Source organism: Nonomuraea sp. IBHARD001 (assembly GCF_056106265.1).
In genome coordinates this window covers 7,654,539-7,679,041 of the sequence record NZ_JBWBBW010000002.1, presented here as the reverse complement: position 1 = coordinate 7,679,041, position 24,503 = coordinate 7,654,539, and the positions used below count along the sequence as shown (strand labels likewise).

Below are 24,503 nucleotides of genomic sequence, written 5' to 3'. Positions count from 1 at the left end.
CGAGCACGTCGAACAGGCCCTGGGCGTATGAGAAACGTCTCGGATGCCGGGGTCCTCGTGAACACGTTCACAAGCGCGGATAGACTCGGACCGATCCCCGTGGGGCCGCTGGCGTCCCCGCGAGCCCGCCCGCATGCCCCTAAGGATCCACCTGTGAACAAGCCCGTCGTCCTGGTCGCAGAGGAGCTGTCCGAGGCCGGTCTGGCCGTTCTCGGCGCGGACTTCGAAGTCCGTCACACCGACGGCGCCGACCGCTCCCAGCTTCTGCCCGCGCTCGCCGATGTGGACGCGCTCATCGTGCGCAGCGCCACGCAGGTAGACGCGGAGGCCATCGCCGCCGCGCCCAAGCTGCGTGTCGTCGCCCGGGCCGGAGTCGGCCTGGACAACGTCGACGTCGAGGCGGCCACCAAGGCCGGTGTGATGGTCGTCAACGCGCCCACCTCCAACATCACCAGCGCCGCCGAGCACACGCTCGCGCTCATCCTGGCCAGCGCCCGCAACGTGGCCCAGGGTCACGCCGCGCTCAAGCAGGGCGAGTGGAAGCGCTCGAAGTACACCGGCGTCGAGCTCGACGAGAAGGTCGTCGGCATCCTCGGCCTCGGCAAGATCGGCCAGCTCGTCGCCCAGCGCCTGCAGCCCTTCGGCGTCGAGCTCATCGCCTACGACCCCTACCTGCAGCCGGCGCGCGCCGCGCAGATGGGCGTCAAGCTGGTCAGCCTCGAAGAGGTCGTCAAGAGCGCCGACTTCATCACCGTGCACCTGCCCAAGTCCAAGGAGACCATCGGTCTGCTCGGCGACAAGGAGCTGCACGAGGTCAAGCCGTCGGTCCGGATCATCAATGTGGCCCGTGGCGGCATCGTCGACGAGAACGCGCTCTACTCCGCCATCAAGGAGGGCCGTGTGGCGGGCGCCGGTCTCGACGTGTTCTCCAAGGAGCCCGTCACCGACAGCCCGCTGTTCGAGCTCGACCAGGTCGTCGTCACCCCGCATCTCGGCGCCTCCACGCACGAGGCGCAGGAGAAGGCGGGCACCCAGGTCGCGCGCAGTGTGAAGCTGGCCCTTGCGGGCGAGTTCGTGCCCGACGCCGTCAACGTGCAGGGCGGCTCGGTGGCCGAGGCCGTCAAGCCCGGTCTGCCGCTGGCGGAGAAGCTGGGCCGTGTCTTCACCGCGCTGGCGGGCGAGACCGCGACCAAGCTCGACATCGAGGTACGCGGCGAGATCGCCGAGCTCGACGTGCGCGTGCTGGAGCTCGCGGCGCTCAAGGGCGTCTTCACCGATGTCGTCGAGGACGCCGTCACCTATGTCAACGCGCCGCTGCTGGCCAAGGACCGCGGCGTGACGGTCGAGCTGGTCACCAGCTCCGAGAGCCCCGACTGGCGCAATGTCGTCACCGTGCGCGGCGTGCTGGCCGACGGCCGCACGGTCTCGGTGTCGGGCACGCTGTCCGGCTCCCGCCAGGTGACGAAGATCGTCGAGGTCAACGGCTACGAGATGGAGATCGAGCCGACCGACCACCTGTCCTTCTTCGCCTACAGCGACAGGCCCGGCGTGGTCGGCATCGTCGGCCGCATCCTCGGCGAGCAGGGCATCAACATCGCCTCGATGCAGGTGGCCCGTGACGTCAAGGGCGGCAAGGCGCTCATCGCGCTGACCGTCGACACCTCGATCCCGGCCGATGTCGTCGACCAGATCGTGGCCGAGATCGGCGCCGACAGCGGGCGCTCGGTGGACCTGACCGACTGAGGTCCTGGCGACGGGGAAGGGCGTGGCCGATGGCTGCGCCCTTTTGCGTTCGTCTCAGGATGTGGGATGTGCGGAGCGATTGGCGAGACGGCGAGGTATTCTGGCAGGTGATGCGCCAGGTTCTCGTACTCCTTACCTGCCGCGGCGGGGCCTGTTAGGGCAGGTCGACCACTCGCCGCGGTGTGTGGCGTGGTGTCGGCCGGTCAGTCCCTCTTCCGCCTGACGTCCGTGATCCGGACCAGGTCGGGCAGGCCCGATCCGGGTTCGTGACCGGAATCCGGGTTTCCATACCTGCACGCCCGTGTAAGCGAGATGAGTCACGCCATGTATGAGATGTATTCGTGGAACACCGTCGAGGACGACGAGCAGGAGGCCGCCCAGGCCCTGCAGACCGCGCTGGACCGGCGCGACAACGGCGGCGCCCCGGCCGGCCGCGACTAGAACCGCGGCCTCCGCAACCGCAGCTTCTGGAACCGCGGCTTCTGGAACCGCGGCTTCTAGAACCGCAGCCGGTAGAAGGCGGCCAGCCGCCGCGCCGCGGGCACGAGTGAGAGCAGGGCGACGGCCAGCCGGTAGCCGGGTGGCAGCCGGTGCCCGCCGGGCACGGCGAAGGCGCTGACCTCGTCGAGGCAGCGCAGCCTCGGGCTGATCGACTCCAGGTCGCGCCCGCCGCCGACGGCCCAGTGCAGGGTGGCGCCCGCCATCCGGACCGGCTTGTTGCCCTTCTGCAGCCGGATGCCGCCCTTGCCGAAGGCGTCGAAGACGAACTGCCCCGAGGGGAAGCGCTCGACGATCCTCCGGATCAGCCGCCTGCCCTCGTCCTCGTGCAGGTACATCGTCAGGCCCTCGGCCACGACGAGCACCGGCAGGTCGGCGGGCACGCGCTCCAGCCAGCCGTCGTCGGTGACCGACGAGCCGATCATCTCGTAGTGCCCGCTCACCGGCGGGTACAGGCGTCCGCGCAGCTCGACGACATCGGGATAGTCGACGTCGTACCACCGCACGCCGGGGCCCGGCGCGAGCCTGAAGACGCGGCTGTCCAGGCCGCAGCCCAGGTGCAGCACGGTGACGTCGGGGTGCTCGCCCAGGTAGGCGGCGGCCCACACGTCCAGGTGCCTGGCCCGCAGCGCCACCGACACCGCGCTCGCCGCCTTCATACCGGTCCTGGCGAAGTCGTAGTCGATCCGCTGTACGGCCTGCTCGGCGTAGGCGTCGTTCAGGATGGGGTTCTTCGCCCTGTGGTCGAGCGCCCGGCCGTACAGGGTGGCGAGGAGGGTCTCGCGTGCCTGGGTGAAGGTCACCTTCTCGGTTGGCATGACTTCAACGTACACGGGCTTCACGCGTTTGTGAAACTTCAGAAGCAGATGCGCTGGTCCAGGCGGACCCCGTCGAGCGCCTGGACCGCGCCGTCCGTCGGCCGCGTGCCGTCGCGGCGGGTGACTAGCGGATACCGGCCCGCTCGCAGGCGGCGGCGACCGCGGGGGTGCAGATGTCGCTCACGGTGTACAGGCCACCCGCGACGATCGTCTTCTTGACCTCGTCGGCGGTCACCGCGATCGGGTCGAGCAGGAAGGCGGGGATGGCCACGGTGCCGTTCTCGACGGCGGTGGGGGCGAGCGGATTGACGTTCCTGGTCAGGGCCACGGCGAGTTCGGCCGCCTGTCCGGCCGCAGCGCGGATGTCGAGATAGACGGTCATGTGCTGCTCGCCGATCAGGACGCGTTGCACGGCGGCGAGTTCGGCGTCCTGGCCGGTGATCGGCGGCAGGGTGGTGAAGCCCGCGCGTTTCATCGCGGCGACGGCGCCTCCCGCCATGGCGTCGTTGGCCGAGAGCACCCCGACGATGCGGTCCTCGCCCAGGGCGGCGATCGCCTGCTCCATCTGCTGCCCGGCCCGCTCGGGGCTCCAGTCGGGCGTGTCGAACTCGCGGGCGATGCGTACCTTGCCGTCCAGGACGCGGTGGGCGCCCCTCTTGTTCTCGGCCGCGCTGGGGTCGGTGGGGGAGCCGTTGATCATCACGATCTCGCCTTTGGCGCCGGTCTCGGCGAGTGCGTCGAGCAGGGACTGGGCCTGCAGTTCGCCGACCCTGAGATTGTCGAAGGAGACGTAGTACTCGTAGGAGATGCCGGAGATCAGCCGGTCGTAGGCGATCACCCGGATGCCGCGCTGCCTGGCCTCGTCGACCAGCGGGGCGACGGCTCCGGCCTCGACGGCGTCGAGTACGAGCACGTCGGCGTTCTCGGCCAGCGCCTGCTCGATCTGCTGCCGCTGCCTGCTCGCGTCGTGGTGCGCGTTGCTGTACAGGACCCGGCATCGGGGGCACAGCGCTCGGACTCGGGCCACGAAGAGCGGGCGGTCGAGCGCCTCGTACCTCGTGGTCTTGGCTTCGGGAAGGAAGAACGCGATCGTCGGCCCCTGGTGCGCGCTCGTGTCAGGGCCGCCCCCACACGCCGTGGCGGTCGCCAGGACCACCACGAGGAGGAGGGCTCGCCATAATCGGTGCATCGCACTTTGTCCTCTCGACGTCGCGGACTCTGACCGCCATTAGTAAGAAAGGTAATTTACTATTAGAGGTGTTGGCTAGCCTTGGACCCTGGACCAGGGGGAGGCAGGCGTGCGGGGCGAGTCGGGCAGTCCACGGATGTTGCGGGTGATGAACGAATGCCGCCTGCTCGGCCATCTCGACGAGCACGGCCCCGCCTCGCGCGGCGACCTCGCCAAGATCACCGGCCTGTCCAAGCCGACCGTCTCGGCGGCGCTCGCCGGTCTTGAGGAGGACGGGCTGGTGCGGCTCGTCGGCGAGGTGTCGGGCAGGCCAGGCCCGGTGACCTCCCTCTACGACGTCAACGCGGGTTCGGTGCACGTCGCGGGCGTCGACATCGGGCGCGACTGGATCAGGGTGGCCGTCGCCGACCTCAAGGGCCGCTTCGTCGGGCGGCGCGACGGGCGCAACACCGCACGCAGCGCGGCCGACCTGGTCCGCAGGGTGCGCGACCTGGCCATCGGGGCCGCGGCCGAGGCCGAGCTCGACTGGTCGGCCGTCAGCTTCGCCGTCATCGGCAGTCCCGGCGTGCACGACCCGATCGGCGGGGCGTTGCGCTTCGCCCCCACCGTGCCCGAGTCCGACCTGCCCGGCCTCGACGCCCGGCTGAGGGCCGCACTCGGCGTCGAGGTCGCGATCGAGAACGACATCAACCTCGCCGCCGTCGCCGAGCACGTCCACGGCGAGGGCAGGGGCAAGTCGCACTTCGCCCTCGTCTCGGTCGGCACCGGCGTCGGCATGGGCATCGTCATCAACGGCGAGCTGTACGTCGGCGCCAGGGGAGCGGCCGGCGAGGTGTGCTACCTGCCGGTGCCCGAGGAGACGGGCGCCTCCGCGCACGACCACGACCTGGTCGTCGGCTCGACCGAGACCGTCACCGGAGCGCCGGGCGTCGTGCGCGCGGCCAGGGCGGCCGGACTGGAGCTGGGCACCGCCAGGGAGGTGTTCGCCGCCGCGGCCGTGGGGGACGCCGTCGCGCTGTCGGTCGTGGCGGCCGAGGGGAGGCGCATCGGCGGGCTCATCGTGGCGGTGGCCGCCGTGCTGGATCCCGAGGTGATCGTGCTCGCCGGTGGCGTCGGGCGCAATGTCGAGCTGCTGGGGGCCGCGATCGGCGGGCGGATCGAGGAGCTCGGGCCGCTGCGCCCGGCGGTGGTGGTCTCGGCGCTGGGCGACAGCGGGGTGCTGATGGGCGCGGTCGCCAGAGCGAGGGCCAGGGCCTGGGACCTCATCTTCGAGGGTCGCAGGGGGTGACCCGGCCGGTCAGAGGGTGGCCTTGAGCATGGCCGGAGGGGGACTGTCGCGCTGCTTGAGCGTCTCGGCCCACTGCTTGACGCCCTTGGGGTCGGGGCGTACCCCTCCTTCGAAGGTGTCGCGGCGCCACTGGTTGAGCTTCTCCTCCTTCACCACGTCGCCCGACTGGGGGGCGTGGACCATGTGGCCCGGCTTGGTGATCATGCCGACATGGCCGAGTCCGTGGAAGAAGACGAGGTCGCCCGGCTTGAGGTCGTCCCAGGCGATCTTCTTGGCGTAGGCGCCGAACTGGGTGCGGGCCGTACGGGGCAGGTCGATGCCCGCCTTCTCGTAGGCGCGCATCATCAGGCCGGAGCAGTCGAAGCCGCGCTCGCTCGCGCCGCCGTACACGTACGGCGTGCCGCGCTGGTCCATGGCGTAGGCGAGGGCGCGCTTCCAGCCGGGGGTGGGGGCCTCGGCGTCCTGGATGCGCTTGAGCGCGGCGCCGTCGAGCGTCACGGAGTCGGGGGCGACGGTCCTGGCGTGTGTCGCGGGCGGTGTCGTGGTGGCGAAGGCGCCGGTGGCGGGGGCGAGCAGGGCCGCGCCGAAGGCGAGAGTGGTGATCACGCGCTTGCTGGACAGGGACGATCCCTTACCTTTCATCAGGCCTGCCGGGCTCGCCGGAGGACGGCGAGGGGGAATCCCGGGTACGGCATGGACCGGTGAACGGCACAGGACATTAACGAAACCGTCAAAAGGGTGCAAACCGGACAATGGGAACTGTCCGGAGGGTGAGATGCGGTGTTCGGCAGTCGAGACGACCGGTAGGGTGCCGCTATGCAGGATTCACGTGACATCCGTCTGGCCGTCATCGCAGGAGACGGGATCGGCACCGAGGTCGTCGCCGAAGGGCTCAAGGTGCTCGACGCCGTGGGCGCCAAGCTGGAGACGACGCACTACGACCTCGGCGCGGCCCGCTACCACCGCACCGGCGAGACCCTTCCCGACTCGGTGCTGGAGGAGCTGCGCGGCTACGACGCGATCCTGCTCGGCGCGATCGGCGACCCGAGCGTGCCGCCGGGCGTGCTGGAGCGCAACCTGCTGCTGCGCCTGCGCTTCGAGCTCGACCACTATGTGAACCTGCGCCCGGTCAAGCTCTTCCCCGGCGTCGACACCCCGCTGGCGGGCCGGACCCCCGACGACATCGACATGATCGTCGTCCGCGAGGGCACCGAGGGCCAGTACGCCGGTGCGGGCGGCGTCCTGCGCCGGGGCACCCCGCACGAGGTCGCCACCCAGGACTCCGTCAACACCGCGTACGGCGTCGAGCGCGTCGTGCGCTACGCCTTCGCCAAGGCCGCGGCCAGGCCGCGCAAGAAGCTCACGCTGGTGCACAAGACCAACGTGCTGACGTTCGCCGGCGACCTGTGGCAGCGCACGGTCAACCGGGTCGCCGAGGAGTTCCCCGAGGTCGGCACCGACTACTGCCACGTCGACGCGGCGTCGATGTTCTTCGTCACCCAGCCCGAGCGCTTCGACGTGATCGTCACCGACAATCTCTTCGGCGACATCATCACCGACATCGGCGCGGCCGTCGCGGGCGGCATCGGCCTGGCGGCCAGCGGCAACATCAATCCCGAGCGCCTGGCCCCCAGCATGTTCGAGCCCGTGCACGGCAGCGCGCCCGACATCGCCGGCCAGGGCAAGGCCGACCCGACCGCCACCATCCTGTCGGTCGCCATGCTGCTCGACCACATCGGTCTCGCCGACGAGGCGGCCCGCGTCGAGCAGGCCGCCGCCGCCGACATCCTGGAGCGTCTCGGTGCCTCCGCCGTCCGCACGACGCGGGAGATCGGCGACGACATCGCGGCGCGAGTAGCGGGCTAGACCGCCCCGCACCTCACGCGCCTGGTGGTCCACACACGGACCACCAGGCGCTTTTTGGTTTTCCGGCCAATGTTCGCGCCCGGAAGATGCAGTAAGTTCCCGTTACCCGGTCCGGCGCACAATGGACGTCAGGGTAAGCCTCACCGACAGACAAGGATCTCGGCCATGACCACCGCTCAGAAGCTCAGCTTCGACGTGCAGCTCTCCGACCACGCTCGCACCGCGGCCGAGCGCGAGCAGGTACTGGCGAACCCCGGGTTCGGGCAGACCTTCACCGATCACATGGTCTCGATCGACTACACCGACGGCGTCGGCTGGCACGACGCCAGGGTCCAGCCGTACGGGCCGCTCGTGCTCGACCCGGCGACCTCGGTCTTCCACTACGCCCAGGAGCTGTTCGAGGGGCTGAAGGCCTACCGGCAGGGGGGCGGCTCCATCGTCACCTTCAGGCCGTACGCCAACGCCGCCAGGTTCAACACCTCGTGCGTGCGGATGGCGATGCCGGAACTGCCTGAGGAGACGTTCGTGGAGTCGCTCGAGCAGATCGTGCACGCCGATCGCGACTGGGTGCCCACGACCGAGGGGCACAGCCTCTACCTGCGGCCCTTCATCATCGCCACCCAGGTCGGACTGGGCGTCAACTACCCGTCCAAGAGCTACAAGTACCTGGTGATCGCCTCGCCCGCCGCCTCCTACTTCGCCGGTGGCGTCAAGCCGGTCTCGGTGTGGCTGTCGACCGAGTACACCCGTGCGGCGCCGGGCGGCACCGGCGCCGCCAAGTGCGGAGGCAACTACGCCGCCGCCTTCGTCGCCCAGCGCCAGGCCGTCGAGCAGGGCTGCGACCAGGTCGTCTGGCTGGACTCGGCCGAGCACCGCTATGTCGAGGAGATGGGCGGGATGAACCTGTTCTTCGTCCGCGACGGCAGGCTCTTCACCCCCGCGCTCACCGGCACCCTGCTGCCCGGCATCACCCGCGACTCCATCATCCGCCTGGCCACCGACCTCGGCCTCGACGTCGAGGAGGGCCGCCTGTCCACCGACGAGTGGCAGGCCGAGTGCGAGGCGGGCACGCTCACCGAGGTCTTCGCCTGCGGCACCGCGGCGGTCGTGACCCCGGTCGGCTCGGTCAAGGGCGCCGACCGCGCCTGGACGGTCGGCGACGGCACACCCGGCCCGCTCACCCTCAAGATCCGCGACGAACTCATGGGCATCCAGTACGGCACCACGCCCGACCCGCACAGCTGGATCCACAAGATCGCCTGAACCGCCCGGTGAGACGGGCCGGACCACGAGGACCGGCCCGTCTCACCCCTCGGTCAGTTCTTGCGCACCATCGTCAGGCCGTCGCCCATCGGCACGATGGTGGACGTGGCGCGCGGGTCGTTCATCAGCAGGTCGTTGAACTCGCGGATCGTGCGCGTGGTGCCGTCCTCGTAGGAGGGGTCGGCCACCCTGCCGTTCCACAGCGTGTTGTCCACCAGGATCAGCCCGCCGGGCCGCAGCCGCTCCATGACGAGCTCGTAGTACACCGGGTAGTTGTCCTTGTCGGCGTCGATGAAGGCCAGGTCGATCGGCTCGTCGAAGGCGCGCAGCGAATCGGCGGCGGGCCCGAGCGTGAGCGTGATGCGCTCGGCGACCTCCGCCTTGTCCCAGTAGCGCCTGGCCATCGCGGTCCACTCCTCGCTCACGTCGAAGCAGTGCAGACGGCCTCCGGTGAGCCCTCTGGCGATGCACAACGACGAGTAGCCGGTGAACGTGCCGACCTCGACCGCGACCCTGGGTGCGGTCAACTGGGTGATCATGGTGAGGAAGCGGCCCTGGTCGGCCGAGATCTGCATGTTCGAACGTTCGGTCGCCTCGCGGGTCTCGCGTGCGAGGTCCTCGAGCAGATCGTCCGGCTGGGTGGTGTGGGCGTGGATGTACTGGGCGACGGCTGGGTCGAGATAGCTCGCTTTCATACCGTCATTGTCCCCGGCGCGTGCCCGATCCACCGGGGAACCCCCGGGCGTGATCCCAAGGAGTGAGACCGATGTGCCAGATGGTGAATGGGTGTGGCAGACTCGCAAGCACCATGTTCTACGGTCTGCTCATTATTGGCAGGCGCGCTGGCTGACACAGGACACCGCCAGCGCGCAGACCTCTCACGTCCGTGAGGGGTCTTTTTGTTTGATCGAGAAGATCAACATATGTCGAGCAGCGCGCGGCGACCCCATCACGAGGACCCCGCTCAGAGGAGACATCACCCATGGCCGACGACCGCTTCCACGTGTACGACACGACGCTGCGCGACGGCGCCCAGCAGGAAGGCCTCAACCTCACGGTGGCCGACAAGCTGGCCGTCGCGCGCCACCTGGACAGCCTGGGCGTCGGCTTCATCGAAGGGGGCTGGCCCGGCGCCAACCCCAAGGACACAGAGTTCTTCAGGCTGGCTCGAACAGAGCTCGACCTGAAGCACGCGCAACTCGCCGCGTTCGGTGCGACCCGCCGAGCCGGTGCGAAGGCCGCCGACGACCCCTTGGTAGCCGCCTTGCGCGAATCCGGCGCGCCGGTCGTGACCCTTGTCGCCAAGAGTCACGACCGGCACGTGGAGCTGGCCCTCCGCACGACTCTCCAGGAGAACCTCGCGATGATCCGCGACACGGTTTCTCACCTTCGTGCGGAGGGACAGCGAGTCTTCCTCGACGCCGAACACTTCTTCGACGGATACCTGTCCAACCCAGCCTACGCGCTGGAGGTCGTCAGGACGGCGGCCGAGGCCGGGGCCGATGTGATCGCCCTGTGCGACACCAACGGCGGCATGCTGCCCGACGAGCTCGCCGAGGTCGTGCACGCCGCGGTGCAGACCAGCGCCCGGGTGGGCATCCACTGCCACGACGACACCGGCTGCGCGGTCGCCAACACCCTGGCCGCGGTGAAGGCCGGAGCCACCCACGTCCAGGGCTGCGCCAACGGATACGGCGAGCGCTCAGGCAACGCCAACCTGTTCACGGTCGTCGCCAACCTCCAGCTCAAGCGCGGCTTCGACCTCGTGCCCCCGCAGGCGCTCGCCGACATGACCCGCATCGCCCACGCGATCACCGAGGTCACCAACGTCACGCCGAACTCGCACGCCCCCTACGTCGGCGTCTCCGCCTTCGCGCACAAGGCCGGCCTGCACGCCAGCGCGATCAAGGTCGACCCCGACCTGTACCAGCACATCGACCCGGCCCAGGTCGGCAACGACATGCGCATGCTCGTCTCGGACATGGCCGGACGCGCCTCCGTCGAGCTCAAGGGCAGGGAGCTCGGCTACGAGCTGAGCGGTGACGAGTCCAAGACGCTGGTCGGCAGGGTCAAGGAGCTGGAGGCCAAGGGCTACACGTTCGAGGCCGCCGACGCCTCCTTCGAGCTGCTGCTGCGCGACACCGTCAGGGGCGAGCGCCGCAGGCACTTCGAGGTCGAGTCCTGGCGTGTCATCGTCGAGCGGGCCAAGGGCGGCGAGGTGGTCAGCGAGGCCACGGTCAAGCTGCACGCCAAGGGCGAGCGCATCGTCTCCACCGGCGAGGGCAACGGCCCCGTCAACGCCCTGGACAAGGCCGTGCGCCTCGGCCTGGAGCGGCTCTACCCCGAGCTGGCCACACTGGAGCTCATCGACTACAAGGTCCGCATCCTGGAGGGCTCGCACGGCACCGGCGCGATCACCCGCGTGCTCATCACCTCCAGCGACGAGCGCTCCGAGTGGGCCACCGTCGGCGTCGACGAGAACATCATCGAGGCCTCCTGGCAGGCCCTGGAGCAGGCCGTCACCTACGGACTGCTCAGGGCGGGCCACACCCTCGACTGAGGGCTCAGAACAGGTCGGAGCGGAAGGTCACGGGCCCGGAGGACGTCTGGACCGTGACCTTCCCCCCGGCGCACGACACCTTGGGCGAGTCGGTGCCCGGCACCACCAGCGTCAGCAGCGCCTTGGCCGAAGGCGAAAGCACCACACTCGCCGGCGTGCGCGACATGTAGGTCGGCGAGACCCAGCCCTGGTACGGCTTGGTCTGCCCCTTGACCACCTTCTGCCCGCCGACCGGCGCGCACGACGGCGTCACCTGCACCAGCGAGACCTTGAACTTCCCGTCCGACAGCACCACCCGGCCGCCCGCGTTGGACACGACCTTGAACGACGGGTCGAACCTCCACAGGTTGCGCACCTTCTTGCCGCCCCCGGCCCCGTCGAGCACCGCCATCACGTCCTGGCCGTGCTGCACGAGCACCGATCGGGTACGGCCGACGCCGTAGGCCTTGTCGGTGAGCCGGAAGGCCTGACGCTCCTTCCCGATCGACGACCTGGTCAGCGCCGAGGCCGTACGGGGACGGAAGCGCTCGCCGGTGACGACGGGCACGTTGTGCGCCTCGGGGGACATCGTCCAGTAGCGGTAGGAGCTGGCCTCGTAGGAGTGGAAGCCGGTGTCGACCAGGATGTCGCGGCCCTGGGCGTAGTAGGTGACGCCCAGGTGGTCCTCGTGGCCGTGGTACTTCATGCCGGGGCCGAACCTGATGGAGTAGAAGGCCGCCTCCGGCTTGGCCCAGGCCGTCCTGCCGTAGACGTAGCCCGAGCGGTAGACCTTGACCTCGTCCTTGGGCGCGGCGAAGCCGGACGGCTCCTGGTCGGCCCCGCCGTCGCCGATCGGCACCATGAAGCCGTTGGGCTGGGTGGAGTGGGCGACGAACACCTTGAGCGACTCCCAGCGCTCGGAGATGCGCGCGGGCACCTTGCGGCCGCAGTCCTTCATGTCCTCCATGGCGACCTTGAGCCGGTCGTGCACGTACACGGCGTAGCGCGGGGCCTGCTCGCGCAGCGCGCCCTGGGAGTCGACGTCGAGCTCGACGGTCTCGGTCAGCCGCCGTACGGCCAGGTCGGACCAGTCCTTGCGGGCCATCCGGCAGCCGATGCCGAACAGGGCGATGTCCTGGTCGATGCCGTGGTTGTGGCCCTTCTCGTACAGGGCGGGATCGGCGAGCATCTTGGCGTGCTCGGTGAGGGTGTCGGTGAGCCACTTGCCCGAGGTGTGCTTGCTCAGGCAGACCAGGGCGGGCGCGCGCAGGGCGATGGGGTGTTCGGCCCAGGCGAAGGAGCTGGTGGACCTGCCGCCGCGCGGGTTGTCCTTGACCCAGTCCTTGGCGATCTCCACGGCCCTGGCCAGATAGCGCTCCTGGCCGTTGGTCTCGTACTCGGCGACCAGCCTGCCCATCCAGCGCAGCGAGTGGAACAGCATGCCCCACGAGCGGTTCTTGTAGGGATTGGTGTGCCAGTTGACGTTCTGGCCGACCTTGACCGGGGCCAGGTCGAGGAAGCCGAGCTCGCCCCGCATGACCTCCTCGGCCGTCGGGGTGGCGGGCAGCCAGTCGCCCTGGCACTCGGCGGTGCGTTTGACGCCGTCGGCCGCCTCGGCGGAGGTCGCCACCCCTCCGAGAGCCAGCAGGAGGGCGAGGGGGAGAGCGAGGCGGCGCACGCCGTGGTCCTTCCGGGCAGAGCGAGGGGGCGGAACATGGTGTTCGACTCCCTGCGGCCCGGTCAAGCCCGTCCGGCGGATCGTTAGCCGGTCGTGAGGCTGGCCAGCAGGTTCGGCCGGTCGAGAGGGACGCCTGAGGTGACGGCGGCGATCCACTCGGCGGTGGTCGCGACCGAGGCGAAGCCGGACTGCATCACGGTGAGCACGTGCTCGTGCAGCTCGCGGGCGGTGAGCGAGCCCGCCTTGTTCGACATCGCCAGCGTGCCCGTCGCGTCGGACAGGAACTCCACCGTCAGGCCGAGATGGGCGGCGTCGCGTGCGGTGGACTCGTCGCAGTTCTGCGTCATGTACCCGGCGACGACCACGGTGTCGATCTCACGCTCGGCCAGCCACTGCGCCAGGCCGGTCCCGGCGAACGCCGACGCCAGCTGCTTGGTCACCAGGTGGGCGCCCTGGACGTCCTTGACCGCGTCGTGCAGCCGCCAGCCCTCGCCGCCTTCGGCGAAGATCGGCGCCCCGGCCGGGGCGGTGTGCTGGACCAGGACGACGGGGATGGCGTTGGCCTGGGCGAAGGCGATCGCCTCGACGACGGCGGCGAGGCTGTCCTGCCTCGGCGGGTAGGCGATGGGCAGCATGCCGGTGAAGTACTCGTTCTGGACGTCGATGACGATCAGCGCTCGGTTGCTCATGCCTCGAAGCCTGCCCGCCCGCGGCCCGGCGGCGTGAGCGTGACGCCGGACAGCGAGCGAAACAATCACGCCAGATCCGCCCCGAACGCGGCACGGTAGGCGGCGGGCGAGACGCCGACCTGGCGGCGGAAGTGCGGGCGCAGGGCGACGGCCGAGGCGAACCCGGCCCGCCTGGCCACGGTCTCGATCGGCGCGGCCGTGCATTCGAGCAGCCGCTGCGCCGAGAGCACACGCTGGTGCAGCAGCCATTGGGCGGGCGTGGTGCCGGTGGCCGCGCGAAAGCGCCTGTCGAAGCTGCGCCTGCTCATCATCGCCCGTGCGGCCAGGTCGTCGACGCCGACGTCGTCGCCGAGATGGGCCAGCGCCCAGTCGAGCGCCGCGCCGAACCCGTCGCCCTCGGCCGACGGCGGCGGCACCGGGTGGTCGATGTACTGCGCCTGCCCGCCCGAGCGGTGCGGCGGCACGACCAGGCTCCTGGCCACGTCGTTGGCCGCCGCCGAGCCGTAGGCCTTGCGCAGCAGGTGCAGGCACAGGTCGAGGCCACCCGCGCTGCCCGCAGAGGTGAGGATGTCGCCCTCGTCGACATAGAGCACGTCCGGCCTGACGTCGATCGCCGGGTACATCCCGGCCAGCATCGGCGCGTACCTCCAGTGGGTCGTCGCGGCCCGCCCGTCCAGCAGGCCCGCCGCGGCGAGCACGAACGTGCCGACGCACAGCCCGACCACGGTCGCCCCTCTGGCGTGTGCCTCGCGCAGGGCCGCCAGCGCGGCCTCTGGCGGCCGTCCGTCGCCCGGCCGCCTCCAGGTGGGCACGACGACGAGATCGGCCTCCGACAGCGCCTCCAGGCCGTGCGGGGCCTCCAGCGTGACCCCGGCGTCGGTCCTGACCGGTCCGGGCTCGGCGGCCACGGCGCGGACGTCGAAGTCGGGCAGCGAGCTGCGGCCCTCGCTGAAGACGGCGATCGGCACCGACGCCTCGAACAGCGGGATCTCGTCGAACAGGACCACCGCCACCGTGTGGAAGCTCACCCGCGGAGTGTACGAGGCCCCGATGGCCGGATCCCGTCGAGGACTGGCTCTCCGGCCACTCGAAAGGCGCCGACCCGGCTGGACACAATGCTGGGCATGCGCTTCGACGACATCGTGATCCCCGACACCTCCGCCACCAGGTCCGCCCTTGAGGTGGCCGCCTTCTACAGCTCGCCCGCCCTGCTCAACCATGCCGTCAGGGCCTACCTGTGGGCCGCCGCCTACGCGCAGGAGCGTGCGATCGGCTTCGACGCCGAACTGCTCTACGTCTCGGCGATGCTGCACGACCTCGGCCTGGTGCCCGCCTTCGACAGCCACGGCCTGCCGTTCGAGGAGGCGGGCGGGCATCTGGCGTGGGTGTTCGGCGCCGGGGCCGGATGGCCGGTCGAGCGCAGGGTGCGGGCGGGCGAGGTGATCGTGCGTCACATGTGGGACGAGGTGGACGTCGCCCAGGACCCCGAAGGGCACCTGCTGGAGCTGTCGACCGGGCTGGACATCTCGGGCCGCGACGCGGACGCCTGGGACGCGGGGCTGCGGGCCGAGGTGCTGGACAGGTACCCGAGGCTGGGCCTGGGCAAGGAGTTCGTCGCCGCGTTCGAGGACCAGGCCGTGCGCAAGCCCGAGGGGTTGTGCGCCAGGTTCGTCGCCTCCGGGTTCGCCGCCAGGGTGGCCGCGAACCCGCTCGACGCCTGAGCCGCCGCTCAGTCCTGCTTGGGGCCGGTGCTCTGCACGACCTCGAACGACCAGAGGTCGGAGCCACTGGCCGCAGGCCCCTGTCCGTGCCCGTGACCGGCGCCTTGACCGGCCGCCTGTGCGTGGCCGGTCTGGAAGGCGCGGCTCTTCTGCCAGGCCTCGAAGTCCTCCTCGCTGCGCCAGCGGGTATAGACGAGGTACTGGTCCGTGCCCTCCATGGGACGCAGCAGCTCAAACCACTCGAACCCGTCGGCGGCCTCGACCATCCCGGCGCGACCGGAGAAGCGCCGCTCCAGCTCCTCGCGCCTGTCGGCGGGAACGGTCAGAACATTGATCTTGACAATCGAAGCCATGAGGTCACTCTACGATCACCCGGCCGCTCCTCAGGCATAAGATCGCCGCAAAACAGGGGATGCGGGACGTGCCGGGGGGCCGTACATGCGCACAGTGCGAGAGATTCGATTCATCGACGGTCAGCCCTACATCAGGGCCGACCACTACACGGGCAGCCTGCGCGACATCGCGATGCTGTGGAGCGAGCAGGACGGGGAGCAGCCGCAGGGCAGCCAGTTCGCCAGCGCGCTCAACCGCAGGGCCGATCAGCTGGACGCCGAGTTGATGTTCCTGCTGCCGACGGCTGACGAGGTGGCCACGGCGATGCGGCAGGGCGGCGCGGTCGAAGGGAACGGTCCCGGCTGGCGGGCGCGCAGGCCGAGGGGCAGGCGGCCCTCACGGGTGCTGGCCACGGTGTGGGCGGGGGCGGCCGTCCTGGCCGCCGTGCTGGCGGTCGAGCTGGCCGTCGTCGGCTTCGGTCCCGCCGGGTTCCTGCTGGGCGTCTGGGCCACGGGAGCCGTGGGTTTCGCGGCGGCGACGACCTGGCTGGTGTGGTCGGCGGGGCGGGCCCGGTGACGGCCTCGTTTGACCTCGCGTTGCGTGGTTGATACGTTCGGTCAGTTGCAAGTCGCAGTTTCCTCGTTCGTTTTGCATTGCGTAGACGCCCGCAGGAAGTTTCTTGACAGCGGGTCTTTTGCTTCTCCGGACTGGTTCGGCTGACGCAGGGTAAGGTCCGCTTCGCAGCCCCTGTCGCCAACCTGGCGGCGGGTGAGGCTCCCCAGAAGGAGAAAGCAGTTGTCTGAAGGCACCGTGAAGTGGTTCAACGCCGAAAAGGGCTTCGGATTCATCGCGCCCGACGACGGTAGCGCCGACGTGTTCGTGCACTACTCGGCCATCGCCACGAACGGCTACCGCAGCCTCGAGGAGAACCAGCGCGTCTCGTTCGAGACCACCCGCGGCCCGAAGGGCCCGCAGGCTGAGCAGGTTGTTCCTCTCTAAGTAGAAAACCTCTCGTAGCTGAGAGTTGAAGGGGTCTGCACCGCGAGAGCGGGTCAGACCCCTTCGTCATGTCCGGAGGCGTTCAGACCTTGGTGATCCGGATCGCATCGGCCACCACGTAGCCGCTCGCCGTGGTCCAGCGGCTGACGCCGACGACGTCCCGTTCACCGGCGTTCAGGGTGAAGGTGCCGATCGCCCGCCAGGCGCCGCCGCCGCTGCGCTGGTCGACGTGCACGGTCTGGGCGCCGCTCGCGGTCCGCACGACGTAGGGCGTGGCGCTGTTGTAGCCCGGGTCGGCCGGGTACCAGACGTCCACGCGGTAGCTGCCCGCGCTCGGCACGTTCGCCCGGTACCAGGCGGCGTCGCCCGACGTCACCGGGGTGGCGTAGCGGTAGTCGGCGCCGTGGCGCTGCGCCGAGTAGGTCGAGGTGCCCCAGTTGGCGCTCGCGGTGAAGGCGCCCGCGTTGTCCACGGTGGCCGACCAGCCGCCCGGAGCGGTCCCTGTGACGTATCTCATGTACGTCGTCCAGTTCCAGTGCGTGCCGGGGTCGGTGTGGGTGGCGCCGGGCACCTCGTTGTGGCCGATGATGTTGGCCCTGGTCTTGGCGATGCCGTACTTGTCGCAGATGGCCCTGGTGAGGGCGGCGGAGGCGCGGTACATGGCGTCGGTGAACCAGGAGGCGTCGTTGACCCAGCCCTCGTGCTCGATGCCGATCGAGCGGGTGTTGTAGCCCCAGTTGCCCGCGTGCCAGGCGACGTCCTTGTTCCTGACCGTCTGGGTGATCGCGCCGTCGGCGGAACGCACCACGTAGTGCGCCGACACGCCCGCGCTCGGGTTCTGGAACCAGGAGATCGAGCCCGCGTACGAGCCCTGGGTGACGTGGATGACCACCTTGTCGATGGCATAGGCGCTCGGCCTGCTGGAGACCGTGTAGTTGCTCGGGCTGGCGGGCGTCCACGTGGCGGGCGGGTAGTCGGCGCTCGCGGCGGCCGTGAGGCTCCTGGACTGCGCCAGCTTGCTCCGGTCGGCCTCGACCGCCCGAGGGGCCACGACGACCTCCTCGCCGCTCACGGTGGCTCTCAGGCCCGTGACGAGGAGGTCGTAGACGGCGTCGGCGTAGAGCTTGGCCACCTCGGGGCTGGAGGCGTTGGAGTACTTCGCCACGGCCTCGTACCACCGGCCGGGTTCGCGGCGGGCGGCCTCGTCCAGGCCCAGGCCGTCGGCGTAGGAGCGCAGGACGGCGGCGCCGCCGAGGATGTTGGCGGCGGTGTCGGTGCGCAGGGCGTCGGCGCTCTCGCCGGTGAGTTCGGCGGCCAGCTCCAGCGTGTGCGTGGTGGGGTTGCTGACCAGATGGGTGACGCCGTAGCCGCCGCTGGCGCTCGGGCTGCCGTCGTGCCCGTCGAGGTGGGTCTCGGCATAGGCGAGGGCGACCAGCAGGTCCCTGGGCACGCCCGAGGCGGTGGCCGCGGCGCCGAAGGCCGTGTCGAGCGGGCCCGGCGCCGCACCGGCGGGCGTGACCTGGGCGAAGGGGAGGACGAGGGCGACTGCGCCGGCCAGGGCCACGGCTAATCGCGTCCGGATGGTGGCCATGCTGCTCCTTCTGCGGGGGGTTGATCGAACCGTACGATCAGCGGGAGCAGATGTCGATTATTGACATTGAATAAGTTGTAGTTGAAAATTTCCTTCTTCTGACAGAAGGCTGACAGAACGTAGGGCGCTGGGTCAGACGACCTTGCGCTCACGCTTCGGCGCGGCCTCCAGCGTGATCCGCGCCACCACCGGCAGCCTGTCGACGTCGAGCGCTTGGCGCATGCGCGGCACGGCCACGCGCTCCAGCCTCGTCCTCAGCTCGCTCAGCGGCGCCCGTTCGTCGGCCACCACGGTCAGCCTGATCTCGGGAGCGCCCTGCGAACCCGCCAGCGAAGCGCCCGCCTTCAGCACGCCGGGATCAGCCGACAGATCGGCGGCCATGGCGTCGGCCACGGCGCCCGACGAGACCTCGCTCACCCCGTCGGGCCCGCGCTCGAGCCTGAGCGTGCCGAGAGAGTCGCCCCTGCCCTGCACCAGCAGCCAGCGCAGCCCCAGCAGGGCCAGCACGACCGCGACCGCCGCGATCGCCCACCAGATCCACGGGTCGAACCGGGCGAACGCCTCCAGCACCGGACGGTTGGCGATCGGCTCGGCCGCGGGCGCCCAGTCCTGGGGGAAGGCGCCGAAGCCCCTGGCCAGGGCCGTGCCGCCGAGCACGACGAGCAGCAGGCCCGCCAGGGTCAGGCCGAGGCGGTTGCCGCGAGCGGTCTTGCGGTTCATCGGGTACTCCCTGGTTCGGGCGTGTTCGGCTCTGCGTGTCGCCGGCTCTGCACGTCTTCAGCTCTGCATGTCGACCACGACGAGGGGAGGCGTCGCCGGGCCGATGTCGGCCATCCGGGCCAGCACCGCCTGCCGTACCTGCTCGGCGAGCCGTTCGTCGTCCCAGCCGGTGGACCTGGCGCTCACCAGGACGCGGGTGCCGCGCAGCCTCGCCTTGGCGCCGGACACGCCGGGCACCTCGCGGGCGGCCCTGGCCAGGGCGCGGGTGAAGCTCTTCGTGTGGACGCCGAGCACGAGGTCGGGGTCGCCGGTGCGGATCGCCACCAGCTTGGGCCTGCCGGGGCGCAACGCCATGACGATCAGGACGATCCCGAGCACGAGCACGGCCGCCGAGCCGATCATGACCAGCGGGTTCTGCCACGTGGTGCTCGTCACCCAGCCGTAGGCCCGGTCGTAGGGCAGCAGCCGCAACGGCCTGCCGACCAGCGCCGAGATCACCTCGACCGCCACGTACAGGCCGAGTGCGAGCAGCACGAAAGCGGTCACGCTCGCCGCGATCGTGCGCCTCGGTCTGAAGGCGCTCGCCGCGGCCCTGTCGCCCTGCCTGCCCGGCGGGGCCTGTGGCGCGGTGGCCTCGCCGGTCGGCCTGCCCGCCTGCTGCGGCACCCCGCCGGGTGCGAGCGTCGCGCCCTCGGTCGACTCGCCCGCCTGCGTGCTCATACGCTCGCCTCCCGTTCGGCCGATGGGCGCAGCCTGGTGACGCTGACGTCCACCTGGGACACCCGCAGGCCGGTCAGTTCGGCCACCCTGCGGGCGACGTGCTCCCTGATCTCGGCGGCCGTCGCGCGGATCGACGCGGGGTAGTCGAGGCCGACGTCGAGCCTGACCGTGGCCAGGTCACCGTCACGGCCGGCCTCCGACGAGCGCGTGCGCAGCGGTCCGCCGCGCTCGTGCACCTCGCACACGCCGCCGACCTCCGCGGCGGCCCGTGTGGCGATCCGCGTGAGCACGCGGTCGGGGATCTCCGTACGGCCCCGCCGCTCAGCGGGCACCCGCTGGGCCGGGACCAGGGGAGCGCTCACCGCCGCTTCACCGTGAGATTGCCCATGCCCACCTCGCCGCCCTCGGCGACGCGCCCGACCAGGAAGCCGACCGCGCCGAGCACGAGCACGAGCAGGAAGGCGCCGAGCCCGCCGAATGCGCCCGCGAGGCCGAGAACGATGCCCACGGCCATGCCGACCAGCGGCAACGTAGAGATGTTGTTCATGATTCCTCCAGATCGTCGATGGTGATGTTCACCAGCAGACCCGGCGCCACAGGGGCGACGGCCGCGCGCACCTCGTCGGCGAGCGCCGGGAGCGGGTGGCCGGCACGGGCGACGACGGCGATCTCCACCACGCCCTCGCGCACGGCCACCCCCTCGAACCGCTCACCCGGCAGGTACGTGGCCACGGTCCCGAACGGCCCCCCGGACAGCCGGGCCACCCCCGGGCAGCCGAGCACTCGCTCGGCGACCGCCCTGGCCGCGCTTTCGGCCTCGTCCACGCCGGTGGTGACCGTGGCTTCGCTCATTGGACCCGGGGCTCCTGCTTGTCCTGCTTGTCCTGGGAGTCCTTGCGGTCGGACGAGCCGTTGTCGTCCTTGTTCGTCTCGGGCAGGTGCACGTCGTCGACGCGGATGTTGACCTCGGTGACCTCCAGGCCGCACATGCGCTCGATGGCGCCGATGACGTTCTTGCGCACGGCGCCCGACAGGTCGGGGATCGCGGCGCCGTACTCGACGACGAGGTCGAGGTCCACCGCGGCCTGGCGCTCGCCGACCTCGACGGAGACGCCCTGGGTGATGCTCTTGTCCGCGCCGACCATGCCGCGCACGGCGCCGAGCGCACGCGCGGTGCCGCCGCCCATGTCGTAGACGCCGGAGACCTCGCGGGCGGCCAGACCGGCGATCTTGGCGACGACGCCGTCGCCGATGCTGGTGGTGCCCTTGTCCGTGACGAGCGGGCCCTGCTGGCCGTCCTGGGTGCGAGCCCTGGGCACAGCGGGCGTATCGGTGCTGCTCTTGGCCATCGTGTCAGACACGATCGGTCACCTCCGTGTCGAATATGTAGTCATCTGTCCTTTTGCCTGGATGTTGTCCAGCAATCAGGTCTTACGGGGCTTTTGGTGGAATGTGGGGAACGGGTGACCTGCCCGAGGCACGGGGCCGACGGCACTAGCCTTGGCATGTGCGTATAGCGAGGTTCTCCACAGGCGACGGTGTGACGTTCGGCGTGGTCGAAGGCGGTCCGGGCGAGGAGTTCGTCTCCCAGGTCGCGGGTCACCCGTTCGGGCAGATCCAGTTCACGGGGGAGCGCTTCCCCCTGGCCGAGGTCCGGCTGGTCGCGCCCATGCTGCCGAGCAAGGTCGTCGCGATCGGCCGCAACTACGCCGAGCACGCCAAGGAACTGGGCAACGAGGTCCCGGACGAACCACTGATCTTCATGAAGCCCTCGACGTCGGTGATCGGGCCCGGCGAGGCCATCGCCTACCCGACGTCGCTGTCGCAGCGCGTCGACTTCGAGGGCGAACTCGCCGTCGTCATCGGCAGGCTCTGCCGCGAGGTGCCCGCCGAACGGGCCAAGGACGTCATCTTCGGCTACACGTGTGCCAACGACGTCACCGCCCGCGACCTGCAGAAGAAGGACGTGCAGTTCACCAGGGCCAAGGGGTTCGACACCTTCTGCCCGATCGGCCCGTGGATCCGCACCGACCTCGACCCCGGCGACCTGGCGATCACCACGACCGTCGGCGGCGAGATCAGGCAGAGCGGCCGCACCTCGCAACTCGTGCACGACATTCCCGCGCTCGTCGCCTATGTCAGCGCCGTCATGACGCTGATCCCCGGCGACATCATCCTGACCGGCACCCCGGCAGGCGTCGGCCCGCTCGCCATCGGCGACGAGGTCAGCGTCGGCATCGAGGGCATCGGCACACTGACGAACAAGGTGGTCTCCCGTGACTGACATCCGGGTGCGGTTCGCCCCGTCGCCTACCGGCATGTTCCATGTCGGCAGCGCCCGCGCGGCGCTGTTCAACTGGGCCGTCGCCGAGCAGTCGGGCGGCCGGTTCATCCTGCGCATCGAGGACACCGACGCCACCCGCAACCGGCCCGAGTGGACCGAGGGCATCATCTCGGCCCTCGACTGGATCGGTATCAACGGCACCAACCCGGTCTTCGAGGGGCCCTACTTCCAGTCGGCCTACGAGCCGCAGCATCGTGAGGCCGTAGCCAGGCTGCTGGCCGAGGGCAAGGCCTACCACTGCGACTGCACGCGCGAGCAGGTCCAGGAGCGCACCGGGTCCGAGCACAAGGGCTACGACGGCCACTGCCGGGACAGGGGCCTGAGCGAGGGCGCCGTGCGCTTCCGCACGCCCGACGACGGCGTCACGGTCGTCGACGACGTGATCAGGGGCAAGGTGGAGTTCCCCAACGACGCCCAGGAGGACTTCGTCATCGCCCGCACCGACGGCTCGCCGCTCTACGTGCTGGCCAATGCCGTCGACGACATCACCCAGGGCGTCACGCACGTCATCCGCGGCGAGGAGCACCTGCCCAACGCCCAGCGCCAGCAGCTGCTGTGGCCCGCGCTCGGCGCCACGCCCCCGGTGTGGGCGCACACGCCGGTCATCGTCAACGAGCAGCGCAAGAAGCTGTCCAAGCGGCGCGACAAGGTGGCCCTTGAGGACTACCGCGCCGAGGGCTACCTGGCCGAGGCCATGGTCAACTATCTGATGCTGCTCGGCTGGGGGCCAGGCGACGACCGCGAGCTCATGCCGTGGTCGGAGATGGTGCCGCTGTTCAGGCTCGAGGACGTCAACTCCTCCAACGCCTTCTTCGACGAGAAGAAGCTGCGCGCCTTCAACGGCGAGTACATCAGGGCGCTGCCGGTCGAGACCTTCGAGGAGCGCTGCGCGCCCTACCTCGACGACTCGTGGGACCGCGAGACCTTCAGCAGGGTCGCCGAGCTGGCCCAGACCCGCATCTCGGTGCTGTCGGAGATCACGCAGAACGTCGACTTCCTCTTCCTCCAGGAGCCCGTCTTCGACCAGGCCTCCTGGGACAAGGCGATGAAGGCCTCGGCGCCCGAGATCCTGTCGGGCTACCTCGCCGCCCTGGAGAACGTCAGCTGGGACCCCGAGTCGCTCAAGACCGCCCTGGAGGAGGTCGGCGCCGAGCACGGCCTGAAGCTGGGCAAGGCCCAGGCGCCCGTCCGGGTGGCGATCACCGGCAGGACCGTCGGTCTGCCGCTGTTCGAGTCGATCGAGGTGCTGGGCCGCGAGCGCTCCCAGGACCGCCTGCGCGCGGCGCTCGCCCGGCTGCGCGGCTGACCGGCGCGCAGGCGGTCGCCACGGCGGCGAGGGTCACCCAGGCCCCCGCCGCCGTCGCCAGCCACACCCCGTCGGTCCCCATCACCCGCCCGAGCACCACCGCCGCCGGAACCTGTACGGCGAAGCCGCCGAGCGAGGCGGCCAGCACCCGCGCGCCCCTGCCCGTGGCCTGCAGCACGCCGCCGAGCGCCAGCAGGGCGCCGAACGGCACGAGATACAGCGCCGACCAGCGCAGGAACATCACCGCCTCGCCCGCCACCGCAGCGTCCGAGGTGAAGGCCGAGGCCAAGGGCACGGCCGCCGCGTTGAGCGCCACGGCCGCGACGAGCCCGACGAGCAGCCCGGCGCGCAGCGGCCGTCCCGGAGGCTCGGACCTGGCCGCCCTGATCATGGTGGCCTGCCGCAGCGCGTAGCAGGCCATCACCCCGGCGAGCTGGATCTTCTGCCCGATGCCGTAGCCCGCGACGGCCGCCACCCCGAACCCGGCGAGCAGGGCGACGAGCACCATGCCGACGGCAGCCCTGGCCAGGAAGTCGGCCGACATCGGCAGCCCGGTCCGCACGATCTCCCACGCCCTGCGCCGATCGGGCCCGCCGGGCTCGTCGGCGGGCGCCAGCCCGCGCAGCGTACGCAGCGAGACGACCAGGGTGATCAGTCTGGCCAGCACGGTCGCCAGGGCGGCTCCCTGCACGCCGAGGCCGAGCCCGTAGATGAACAGCGGGTCGAGCGCGATCACCAGCACGTTGCAGATCAGCGCGTTGCGCATCGGGATCTTCGTATTGCCCAGTCCCTTGGTGACCCCGTCGGCCAGCGTCTGGGCGAAGAACACGGGCAGCCCGGCCATCGAGACGAGCAGGAAGCCGGCCGTGGCGCTCCCGCCGCCGAACAGCGCGGCGATCGGCTCGCGCAGCAGCACGCCGGGCACGGCGACGGCCAGGCAGGCGCAGGCCCACAACGCCCAGCCGGTCCTGACGATCACACTGACCGGCGCCTTGCCGTCGTGCCTGCCGACCAGGACGGTGACGCCGGTCTGCACACACAGGAACAGGCCGAGCGCGAGGTACTCGGTCGTGGTCGCGATCGTCACGGCGGCGACGGCGCCGTGCCCGAGCCCCGAGACCCACAGCAGGTCGATCACACCGACGGCCACGACCGCCGTCAGCAGCTCCACGTAGATGGGAAGGGCGAGCCTGAACAT

The 24,503-nt window shown here is 70.4% G+C and carries 26 protein-coding genes; 10 read left to right on the top strand and 16 right to left on the bottom strand.

Features of this window, described 5'->3' with window-relative positions; all coding sequences use genetic code 11:
• Positions 1–153: 153 nt before the first annotated feature.
• A complete protein-coding gene (gene serA / locus ACTWNK_RS36545) occupies positions 154–1,743 on the top strand; it encodes a phosphoglycerate dehydrogenase (protein WP_474309479.1) in 1,590 nt (529 codons plus the stop codon).
• Between the two features lie 497 nt (positions 1,744–2,240).
• Here the strand turns inward: serA and ACTWNK_RS36540 are convergent, their stop codons facing one another.
• Positions 2,241–3,059 carry a class I SAM-dependent methyltransferase gene (locus ACTWNK_RS36540; RefSeq protein WP_474309478.1) on the bottom strand — a complete coding sequence of 273 codons (819 nt, stop codon included), beginning with the start codon at positions 3,057–3,059 and terminating at the stop codon, positions 2,241–2,243.
• 124 nt (positions 3,060–3,183) lie between these two features.
• Positions 3,184–4,248, bottom strand: coding sequence for a sugar ABC transporter substrate-binding protein (locus tag ACTWNK_RS36535; protein ID WP_474309477.1), 1,065 nt, complete (start codon positions 4,246–4,248; stop codon positions 3,184–3,186).
• Between the two features lie 109 nt (positions 4,249–4,357).
• On the opposite strand from ACTWNK_RS36535, the gene ACTWNK_RS36530 reads away from it, so the two are divergent.
• On the top strand, positions 4,358–5,536 hold the full coding sequence (locus tag ACTWNK_RS36530) for an ROK family transcriptional regulator (RefSeq protein ID WP_474309476.1): 1,179 nt from the start codon (positions 4,358–4,360) through the stop codon (positions 5,534–5,536).
• Positions 5,537–5,545: 9 nt separating this feature from the next.
• Here ACTWNK_RS36530 and ACTWNK_RS36525 read toward each other — a convergent pair whose 3' ends face one another.
• Positions 5,546–6,142: a C40 family peptidase gene (locus ACTWNK_RS36525; protein ID WP_474309475.1), complete on the bottom strand. Its 597-nt coding sequence runs from the start codon at positions 6,140–6,142 to the stop codon at positions 5,546–5,548.
• 210 nt (positions 6,143–6,352) lie between these two features.
• Between ACTWNK_RS36525 and ACTWNK_RS36520 the strand changes: the two genes are divergently transcribed.
• Positions 6,353–7,402, top strand: coding sequence for a 3-isopropylmalate dehydrogenase (locus tag ACTWNK_RS36520; protein WP_474309474.1), 1,050 nt, complete (start codon positions 6,353–6,355; stop codon positions 7,400–7,402).
• Positions 7,403–7,558: 156 nt separating this feature from the next.
• Complete coding sequence (locus ACTWNK_RS36515; protein ID WP_474311095.1) at positions 7,559–8,665, top strand: branched-chain amino acid aminotransferase; 1,107 nt, start codon at positions 7,559–7,561, stop codon at positions 8,663–8,665.
• Positions 8,666–8,718: 53 nt separating this feature from the next.
• Here the strand turns inward: ACTWNK_RS36515 and ACTWNK_RS36510 are convergent, their stop codons facing one another.
• A complete protein-coding gene (locus ACTWNK_RS36510; protein WP_474309473.1) occupies positions 8,719–9,360 on the bottom strand; it encodes an O-methyltransferase in 642 nt (213 codons plus the stop codon).
• Positions 9,361–9,647: 287 nt separating this feature from the next.
• Here ACTWNK_RS36510 and cimA point away from each other — a divergent pair, with 287 nt between their 5' ends.
• Positions 9,648–11,225 carry a citramalate synthase gene (cimA, locus tag ACTWNK_RS36505; protein WP_474309472.1) on the top strand — a complete coding sequence of 526 codons (1,578 nt, stop codon included), beginning with the start codon at positions 9,648–9,650 and terminating at the stop codon, positions 11,223–11,225.
• Between the two features lie 4 nt (positions 11,226–11,229).
• Here the strand turns inward: cimA and ACTWNK_RS36500 are convergent, their stop codons facing one another.
• From ACTWNK_RS36500 to ACTWNK_RS36490, 3 genes are all read right to left on the bottom strand, one after another.
• Complete coding sequence (locus ACTWNK_RS36500) at positions 11,230–12,882, bottom strand: heparinase II/III family protein (protein ID WP_474309471.1); 1,653 nt, start codon at positions 12,880–12,882, stop codon at positions 11,230–11,232.
• Positions 12,883–12,965: 83 nt separating this feature from the next.
• The gene (locus ACTWNK_RS36495) at positions 12,966–13,571 is read right to left on the bottom strand and encodes a cysteine hydrolase family protein (RefSeq protein WP_474309470.1); all 606 of its coding nucleotides are present in this window, start codon (positions 13,569–13,571) and stop codon (positions 12,966–12,968) included.
• A gap of 65 nt (positions 13,572–13,636) precedes the next feature.
• Entirely contained in the window at positions 13,637–14,599 is a 963-nt protein-coding gene (locus ACTWNK_RS36490; protein WP_474309469.1) for a helix-turn-helix domain-containing protein, read from the bottom strand.
• 96 nt (positions 14,600–14,695) lie between these two features.
• On the opposite strand from ACTWNK_RS36490, the gene ACTWNK_RS36485 reads away from it, so the two are divergent.
• The gene (locus ACTWNK_RS36485; RefSeq protein WP_474309468.1) at positions 14,696–15,292 is read left to right on the top strand and encodes an HD domain-containing protein; all 597 of its coding nucleotides are present in this window, start codon (positions 14,696–14,698) and stop codon (positions 15,290–15,292) included.
• Positions 15,293–15,300: 8 nt separating this feature from the next.
• On the opposite strand, the gene ACTWNK_RS36480 is transcribed toward ACTWNK_RS36485, so the two are convergent.
• Entirely contained in the window at positions 15,301–15,645 is a 345-nt protein-coding gene (locus tag ACTWNK_RS36480; protein ID WP_474309467.1) for an antibiotic biosynthesis monooxygenase family protein, read from the bottom strand.
• An 85-nt stretch (positions 15,646–15,730) separates the two neighbouring features.
• On the opposite strand from ACTWNK_RS36480, the gene ACTWNK_RS36475 reads away from it, so the two are divergent.
• A complete protein-coding gene (locus ACTWNK_RS36475) occupies positions 15,731–16,201 on the top strand; it encodes a hypothetical protein (protein ID WP_474309466.1) in 471 nt (156 codons plus the stop codon).
• A 219-nt stretch (positions 16,202–16,420) separates the two neighbouring features.
• Positions 16,421–16,624: a cold-shock protein gene (locus ACTWNK_RS36470; protein ID WP_358061494.1), complete on the top strand. Its 204-nt coding sequence runs from the start codon at positions 16,421–16,423 to the stop codon at positions 16,622–16,624.
• 82 nt (positions 16,625–16,706) lie between these two features.
• Here ACTWNK_RS36470 and ACTWNK_RS36465 read toward each other — a convergent pair whose 3' ends face one another.
• From ACTWNK_RS36465 to ACTWNK_RS36435, 7 genes are all read right to left on the bottom strand, one after another.
• Positions 16,707–18,215 (bottom strand): golvesin C-terminal-like domain-containing protein, encoded by a 1,509-nt coding sequence (locus ACTWNK_RS36465; RefSeq protein ID WP_474309465.1) that lies wholly within the window; start codon positions 18,213–18,215, stop codon positions 16,707–16,709.
• 132 nt (positions 18,216–18,347) lie between these two features.
• Positions 18,348–18,935 (bottom strand): alkaline shock response membrane anchor protein AmaP, encoded by a 588-nt coding sequence (locus ACTWNK_RS36460; protein WP_474309464.1) that lies wholly within the window; start codon positions 18,933–18,935, stop codon positions 18,348–18,350.
• 57 nt (positions 18,936–18,992) lie between these two features.
• Positions 18,993–19,655: a DUF6286 domain-containing protein gene (locus ACTWNK_RS36455; protein ID WP_474309463.1), complete on the bottom strand. Its 663-nt coding sequence runs from the start codon at positions 19,653–19,655 to the stop codon at positions 18,993–18,995.
• Entirely contained in the window at positions 19,652–20,017 is a 366-nt protein-coding gene (locus ACTWNK_RS36450) for an Asp23/Gls24 family envelope stress response protein (RefSeq protein ID WP_474309462.1), read from the bottom strand. The genes ACTWNK_RS36455 and ACTWNK_RS36450 overlap by 4 nt, the downstream gene beginning before the upstream one ends.
• On the bottom strand, positions 20,014–20,202 hold the full coding sequence (locus ACTWNK_RS36445; protein ID WP_474309461.1) for a hypothetical protein: 189 nt from the start codon (positions 20,200–20,202) through the stop codon (positions 20,014–20,016). Before ACTWNK_RS36445 ends, ACTWNK_RS36450 begins: the two co-directional genes overlap by 4 nt.
• Positions 20,199–20,507 carry a hypothetical protein gene (locus ACTWNK_RS36440; RefSeq protein ID WP_474309460.1) on the bottom strand — a complete coding sequence of 103 codons (309 nt, stop codon included), beginning with the start codon at positions 20,505–20,507 and terminating at the stop codon, positions 20,199–20,201. Before ACTWNK_RS36440 ends, ACTWNK_RS36445 begins: the two co-directional genes overlap by 4 nt.
• Positions 20,504–21,004 carry an Asp23/Gls24 family envelope stress response protein gene (locus ACTWNK_RS36435; protein WP_474311094.1) on the bottom strand — a complete coding sequence of 167 codons (501 nt, stop codon included), beginning with the start codon at positions 21,002–21,004 and terminating at the stop codon, positions 20,504–20,506. The genes ACTWNK_RS36440 and ACTWNK_RS36435 overlap by 4 nt, the downstream gene beginning before the upstream one ends.
• A 158-nt stretch (positions 21,005–21,162) precedes the next feature.
• Here ACTWNK_RS36435 and ACTWNK_RS36430 point away from each other — a divergent pair, with 158 nt between their 5' ends.
• A complete protein-coding gene (locus ACTWNK_RS36430) occupies positions 21,163–21,939 on the top strand; it encodes a fumarylacetoacetate hydrolase family protein (protein WP_474309459.1) in 777 nt (258 codons plus the stop codon).
• Positions 21,932–23,305, top strand: coding sequence for a glutamate--tRNA ligase (gene gltX, locus ACTWNK_RS36425; protein WP_474309458.1), 1,374 nt, complete (start codon positions 21,932–21,934; stop codon positions 23,303–23,305). The genes ACTWNK_RS36430 and gltX overlap by 8 nt, the downstream gene beginning before the upstream one ends.
• Here gltX and ACTWNK_RS36420 read toward each other — a convergent pair.
• Positions 23,199–24,503, bottom strand: a complete 1,305-nt coding sequence (locus ACTWNK_RS36420) for an MATE family efflux transporter (protein WP_474309457.1) — start codon at positions 24,501–24,503, stop codon at positions 23,199–23,201. The two genes, gltX and ACTWNK_RS36420, sit on opposite strands and share 107 nt — an antisense overlap.

Excerpts from the sequence above, each read along its gene's own strand:
- ACTWNK_RS36540 (WP_474309478.1), bottom strand. The coding sequence starts at position 3,059 with ATGCCAACCGAGAAGGTGACCTTCACCCAGGCACGCGAGACCCTCCTC.
- ACTWNK_RS36535 (WP_474309477.1), bottom strand. The coding sequence starts at position 4,248 with ATGCACCGATTATGGCGAGCCCTCCTCCTCGTGGTGGTCCTGGCGACC.
- ACTWNK_RS36520 (WP_474309474.1), top strand. The coding sequence starts at position 6,353 with ATGCAGGATTCACGTGACATCCGTCTGGCCGTCATCGCAGGAGACGGG.
- ACTWNK_RS36510 (WP_474309473.1), bottom strand. The coding sequence starts at position 9,360 with ATGAAAGCGAGCTATCTCGACCCAGCCGTCGCCCAGTACATCCACGCC.
- cimA (WP_474309472.1), top strand. The coding sequence starts at position 9,648 with ATGGCCGACGACCGCTTCCACGTGTACGACACGACGCTGCGCGACGGC.
- ACTWNK_RS36495 (WP_474309470.1), bottom strand. The coding sequence starts at position 13,571 with ATGAGCAACCGAGCGCTGATCGTCATCGACGTCCAGAACGAGTACTTC.
- ACTWNK_RS36485 (WP_474309468.1), top strand. The coding sequence starts at position 14,696 with ATGCGCTTCGACGACATCGTGATCCCCGACACCTCCGCCACCAGGTCC.
- ACTWNK_RS36480 (WP_474309467.1), bottom strand. The coding sequence starts at position 15,645 with ATGGCTTCGATTGTCAAGATCAATGTTCTGACCGTTCCCGCCGACAGG.
- ACTWNK_RS36475 (WP_474309466.1), top strand. The coding sequence starts at position 15,731 with ATGCGCACAGTGCGAGAGATTCGATTCATCGACGGTCAGCCCTACATC.
- ACTWNK_RS36465 (WP_474309465.1), bottom strand. The coding sequence starts at position 18,215 with ATGGCCACCATCCGGACGCGATTAGCCGTGGCCCTGGCCGGCGCAGTC.
- ACTWNK_RS36460 (WP_474309464.1), bottom strand. The coding sequence starts at position 18,935 with ATGAACCGCAAGACCGCTCGCGGCAACCGCCTCGGCCTGACCCTGGCG.
- ACTWNK_RS36455 (WP_474309463.1), bottom strand. The coding sequence starts at position 19,655 with ATGAGCACGCAGGCGGGCGAGTCGACCGAGGGCGCGACGCTCGCACCC.
- ACTWNK_RS36445 (WP_474309461.1), bottom strand. The coding sequence starts at position 20,202 with ATGAACAACATCTCTACGTTGCCGCTGGTCGGCATGGCCGTGGGCATC.
- ACTWNK_RS36440 (WP_474309460.1), bottom strand. The coding sequence starts at position 20,507 with ATGAGCGAAGCCACGGTCACCACCGGCGTGGACGAGGCCGAAAGCGCG.
- ACTWNK_RS36435 (WP_474311094.1), bottom strand. The coding sequence starts at position 21,004 with ATGGCCAAGAGCAGCACCGATACGCCCGCTGTGCCCAGGGCTCGCACC.
- ACTWNK_RS36420 (WP_474309457.1), bottom strand. The coding sequence starts at position 24,503 with ATGTTCAGGCTCGCCCTTCCCATCTACGTGGAGCTGCTGACGGCGGTC.